Below are 5369 nucleotides of genomic sequence, written 5' to 3'. Positions count from 1 at the left end.
CTTTGTAATATCTTTTGTTTAATAAAAAAAATAATAAACTATTATTATAATACAATATATCACATTTTATTATGTTGTCAATACAAAAGTTATGTTTTAATGTAAATAATAACATTTGTTTTATCTTGTTATTGACTATTTATATTTTTTTATGTATTATATACTTATAACTTAAATTTAGGAGCGGTTTATCTATGATTGGCAAAAGGCTAAAGGAGTTAAGAACGACAGAGGGACTAACTCAACAAGAATTGGCAAAGATTTTAAACGTGTCAAGTATGTCTATTTCGTTTTATGAAAATGAGCAAAGAAAACCAGATAGTGATTTTATTATCTCGGTTTCAAAATATTTTGGTGTTTCAACCGATTATTTGCTTGGCTTAATAAACGCAAAAGATAAAGAAAATATAGATATAAGCAAGGTTACAGGTTTGAATGATTTTTCATTAACGATATTAGAAAAATCCTCAAAAGAAAAAAATAATACGGCGGCGGATATTATAAATACTATTGTCGTAATGAGTTCTTTTAAAATGCTTGTGAATTTAATAAATGACAAAGATAAAGATATAAAAGAAGTTCAAGAAGATATAGCGGATAGTAAAATAAAAGATATTTTAACTATGGATAAAGAACAACAAAAAGCGATATTAAGTAAGTTATTGCCTATGTACAAAGAAGATGTTTCAAAATTGCGTGATTTTGAGATAGAACGGTGTATAAATGATATAGCACACAAATTAAAATTGAAGTATGAAAATAATTTAACTGTGTTTTTTGACGGAATATAAAAAAGGTGGTGTTTTAAATGCCGAGAAAAGGCTTAAATATATCGAAATGCCATAAGGGTAAGTATGAATACTGGCGAGGACGTTATGAAAAGGGAATAGACAAAAACGGACGTATGACATACGGTGAAATATATGCCAAGACATACGAAGAAGTAGAGGAACGACTTGTAAAAGTTCAAAATGAAATTAATGCAAATACATTTATTGAGCCTACAAAGATAACAGTTGCACAATGGCTTGACAGGTGGCTTAAAACGTATAAAGACACCAGCTTAACACAATCAACATACATCAGTTACAAGGGGATAATAGAAAACCATATAACACCAGCAATAGGTGGACTTCGTTTACAAATATTAAGCCTTGATATGTTGCAAGACTTTTTTAATAAAAAGGCTGCGGAAATTAACCCAAGAACAAAAAAGCCTTTAAGTGTGAAAACTTTAAAGAATATGAAAACAATGTTAGTAACGGCATTTAAGCAAGCTATTATAAGTGATATAATACACCGCAATCCAGCGGAATATATTGCACTTCCAAAGGCTGAAAAAAAGGAAATGCGTGTATTGACAAGAGAGGAACAACGGCGATTACTGGAGTATGTCAAAACTTCTGACAGTCGCTTTAAAGTTATTGTATTTATTGCCTTATGTACTGGTATGAGAGAGGGTGAAATCTCTGCTTTAACGTGGAATGACATTGATTTTGAAAGTGGAGTTATAACGGTAAATAAAACCCTTATGAGAGTACAAAAGAAAGACGGAAAAGGTACAGAAATAAAAATTACACCGCCAAAAAGCCGTAAATCTGATAGGGTGATACCTATGCAAATGGCTTTAATTTCGGAATTGAAGAAACATTATAAAAATATTACGGCTGAAAAGTTGCTTGCTGGCAGTGCGTATGATAAAAAGTGTTATGTTGTATGTAATGAGCTTGGCGGATATGTTGAGCCAAGACAGATACAGAAGATATTTAAAGGCTTTACGGCGGCGGTAAAGCTTGACGGTGTGAATTTTCACGCATTGCGGCATACATTCGCTACAAGAGCGGTTGAAAGCGGTATGGATATAAAGACTTTAAGCACCTTGTTAGGACACGCAGACATTCAAACCACCCTTAACAGGTACGCACATACAACAGATGAACACGCAAGAAATGAGATTGAGAAAATGAGCGTTTTATTTTAACTTTTTTATTGTTATATGCGTATAATATAACGGTTTATATATGATTTATGTACTAATTCACGCATAATTACGTATAAAAGACGTTTCTTATTGCGAGTAAGGAGCGACTATTTTTTTATGTTATAATTCGATATTATTGCCAGTATCAGACGTATATCTTGTTTGGATAGCTTTTTTTATATATGCGTTTACACTTTCATTTTGTTCTTTTGCGGCGGTTTGTATAAGTTGCTTTGCACCTTTTTTGAAACGTATTAAAGTAGTATCATAATTATTTTTCATATATTTAGCGGTTGCCTTTTGTTGAGCCTTTGAAACTGTCATATTTTCACCTATTTTCTACTTGACTTTGTTGTTGATATGTGGTATAGTTTAGATATAAAAGGAACGGCTTTGACCGTTCCGCAATAACAAGATTTATTTTATGGCATAAGCCATTAGTCGTCTCTTATAGCGAGTAAGGGGCGACTATTTTTTTATGGTTTTTATTAATTCAATCAATAATGCTGTAATAGCTATTGTCAATATCATTTGTATGTAGTCCATAAAAACACCCCCTTTTTGAGAGTGTCGGAACAGTCGCCACCGCTCCAATATATCAAGGTCACATAAATTTCTTTATCACCTACAATTAATCACTTAATTGCAATTTTATTATAACATTCTCGATATATCGATTACAATATACATTTTACACAATATATTGATAACAATATTGTGTATTTTGTCTATTGATATATCGCTATCGATATAGTATAATATAACCATAGTCAAGGTTGACTACACAAAAAAACGAAAGGAGCGAAACACAATGAAGAACATTCACACAATCCGCCGCATAGTTGCAACTATGGCAAACCGATTGAAGAAAATGGGCTTAACACTTTCCGCCGCATTTAAAAAGGCTTGGGAACTGATAAAGGGTAAGGCTATCGAAAGTAAAGTAGCTGGAGTAACCAAAGGAAACAGACAAAAGGCACTTGCACGCATTGCGGCGGCATACCGCCCTAATCAAGTAAAAGTATGGCTTGAACGTGACAAGGCAAATTTACACGATAACAACGCAGTAAATGTTATTGTATCGGTGAATGGCTCGGATAACTATAATTTAGGTTGTATCCCTCGTAATCTTGCTTATGTGGTATCGGCACTTATAGACAAAGGCTTTTACATAAAGGCAATGTTTAAAGAGATTAGAGGGCATTACGCAAGCTATATGAATTATGGTGCGGTGATAACATTGCAATTAGCATAAATAAAAAAGCCTTGTACAAGCTACCAACTCATACAAGGCAAGTGCATTTGCCAACAAAAGAGGAAATACACACAATTTATCACACAAGTAAATTATAGTGTATTTCCTCTGTAAAGTCAAGATTTTAGGAGGTATTTTTTTATGGAAAATAATGATTTTGTATGGTTGCCGTCATTGGGACAAGACGCAGAAAATATTACACATTTCTTTTGCAAGGCGGTACAACTTGAAAATGAAAGCGATATTAAGAGTGCATATAACAATGTAGTGCAACACCTTGAATATTTTTCTAACGGTCATTCGGTTGATTATGGTGTTCGTGCTATATCCGCCAAAGATAATATTATTCAGTATTTTTTCAACGGAGAAAATGCAGTTCCGGGATATATACGTTATTGGCTAACTGAATACTATGGCAATAGATTTGGTGATATAAGCAAGTATTCAAACCGTCATTTAGAAACATATAAAAAACTTAGAAAATTATACTTACAGATAGACAAGAAAGAACATTTTAAATGGTCGGTTTACAAAGGTGTAAGAAGTATTTTAGGGAAAATACACATAGATATATAAAATGTTTATGAGCGGCGGAAAGGTTGAGTATTCCGCCGCACAAGGCGGCTTTGATAATGTGTAAGGCTTTTTATATAAAGCTACTCTTAAAGAGATTAGAGGACATTATGCAAGCTATATGGTCTATGGGCGGCGGTAACTTTGCTGTTAGCAATAAAAAAGCCTTGTACAAGCTACCAACTCATACAAGGCTAATACCACCATCCTAAAAGGATTAGAATAATTGTACTATACGCAATAAAAAAAGTCAAGTAGTAAAGGAGTTTTTAAAATGGATAATTTAATTAAAGATATAGAAGTAGTGGATGAAATAGGTAAGGCAACAGATATGGCAATAGATATAATGTGTTTATCGCAAGAAATCAGAAAAGAATTTTTTTCACCAAGATTTAAAACAGAACACGAGCAACAAGTTTTTGTGTGGCACGTATACGAAAGAGCCACATCCTTATTTAGAATATTAGACAATTTGATATTTGACTTGTCTAACATTCTAACAATTTTAGACAAGTCCCTTAACGAGCGAACACTTGAAAGCAACAACACAACGCAAGACAACACCGAAAGCGAAAACAACAACGGTGATAACTTACATACGGCATAAATATATAATAAAAATACCGCTTATGGCGGCGAAAATGTTGAGTATTCCGCCGCATAAAGCGGTTTTTTTAATCTGCAAATAGATATAACACCAGTATCAGCCATATAAGGTATTACTGATAAGGTGAAAATGCCTTTAATCAGCCTTTACTGTCGTTTTAAGGGTGTATAATAAAATCTTACAACCAGCGGCGGAAAGGTTGGATATTCCGCCGCACAGGTGGCTTTTATGGCATCACATTTTTATCTTGACAATACATATATTTTTTGATAAAATACAAGTAGATAAAGGAGTGACTTAACGGTCATTCTATTATAATTTAAGTTTTAAAACGTAGATGAAATATCTACCCTAAAGCCGTCCATTATGTGCGAATGGGCGGCTTTATTTTTTTATCACATATACAAGCAAAAACAAAATGATTAATACCAAAGTGCTTTCACTCATTATATTTTGTTCCTTTCCCCGTAAGTCAGAACAACCGCCCAGTCACTCCCAACACTACAGGAGATTAAATATAATCTTTAATCTAAAATCATTGTAGCATATTTTAAATGCGGTGTACAGTGCTTTTTTATACCCAAAGGGAACAGACAAAAGGCACTTGTACACATTGCGGCGGCATACCGCCCTAATCAAGTAAACGTATGGCTTGAATGTGACAAGGCAACAAAATACATTATAGTCGCTCATTTGTTGGAAAAAACGACTTTTTTATTCTGCAAATAGATATGACACCAGTATCAGCCATATAAGGTATTACTGATAAGGTGAAAATGCCTTAAATCTGCTTTTACAGTCACTTTAGGGTAAAGATACAACCAGTGGCGGAAATGTTGAGTATTCCGCCGCATAAAGTGGCTTTTGTCGGTATTATTTGTTGACGGTTTTTCCGTTATCGGTTTTTCCGTTATCGGTTTTCCGTTATCGGTTTTTCCGTTATCGGTTTTTCC

The 5369-nt window shown here is 33.5% G+C and carries 7 protein-coding genes; 5 read left to right on the top strand and 2 right to left on the bottom strand.

Features of this window, described 5'->3' with window-relative positions:
* Nucleotides 1–194 precede the first annotated feature (194 nt).
* Both ACLTU0_RS10510 and ACLTU0_RS10505 read left to right on the top strand, forming a co-directional pair.
* Nucleotides 195–791 carry a helix-turn-helix domain-containing protein gene (locus tag ACLTU0_RS10510; RefSeq protein ID WP_412322391.1) on the top strand — a complete coding sequence of 199 codons (597 nt, stop codon included), beginning with the start codon at nt 195–197 and terminating at the stop codon, nt 789–791.
* Nucleotides 792–808: 17 nt separating this feature from the next.
* A complete protein-coding gene (locus ACLTU0_RS10505) occupies nt 809–1981 on the top strand; it encodes a tyrosine-type recombinase/integrase (protein WP_412322390.1) in 1173 nt (390 codons plus the stop codon).
* A gap of 120 nt (nt 1982–2101) precedes the next feature.
* On the opposite strand, the gene ACLTU0_RS10500 is transcribed toward ACLTU0_RS10505, so the two are convergent.
* On the bottom strand, nt 2102–2305 hold the full coding sequence (locus ACLTU0_RS10500) for a hypothetical protein (RefSeq protein WP_412322389.1): 204 nt from the start codon (nt 2303–2305) through the stop codon (nt 2102–2104).
* Nucleotides 2306–2792: 487 nt separating this feature from the next.
* On the opposite strand from ACLTU0_RS10500, the gene ACLTU0_RS10495 reads away from it, so the two are divergent.
* From ACLTU0_RS10495 to ACLTU0_RS10485, 3 genes are all read left to right on the top strand, one after another.
* Nucleotides 2793–3236, top strand: a complete 444-nt coding sequence (locus tag ACLTU0_RS10495; RefSeq protein ID WP_308456882.1) for an HIRAN domain-containing protein — start codon at nt 2793–2795, stop codon at nt 3234–3236.
* Between the two features lie 141 nt (nt 3237–3377).
* Nucleotides 3378–3812, top strand: a complete 435-nt coding sequence (locus tag ACLTU0_RS10490; protein WP_412322388.1) for a hypothetical protein — start codon at nt 3378–3380, stop codon at nt 3810–3812.
* A gap of 271 nt (nt 3813–4083) precedes the next feature.
* A complete protein-coding gene (locus ACLTU0_RS10485) occupies nt 4084–4416 on the top strand; it encodes a hypothetical protein (RefSeq protein ID WP_412322386.1) in 333 nt (110 codons plus the stop codon).
* Nucleotides 4417–5159: 743 nt separating this feature from the next.
* On the opposite strand, the gene ACLTU0_RS10480 is transcribed toward ACLTU0_RS10485, so the two are convergent.
* A partial coding sequence (locus ACLTU0_RS10480) for a hypothetical protein (RefSeq protein WP_412322385.1) occupies nt 5160–5369 on the bottom strand: 210 nt, incomplete at its 5' end.

Origin of the sequence: Hominilimicola sp. (assembly GCF_046972485.1) — a bacterium.
Classification (GTDB): domain Bacteria; phylum Bacillota; class Clostridia; order UBA1381; family UBA1381; genus Hominilimicola; species Hominilimicola fabiformis.
Note: the sequence above shows the minus strand (reverse complement) of the source record. Positions and strands in the feature narration are given on the sequence as shown.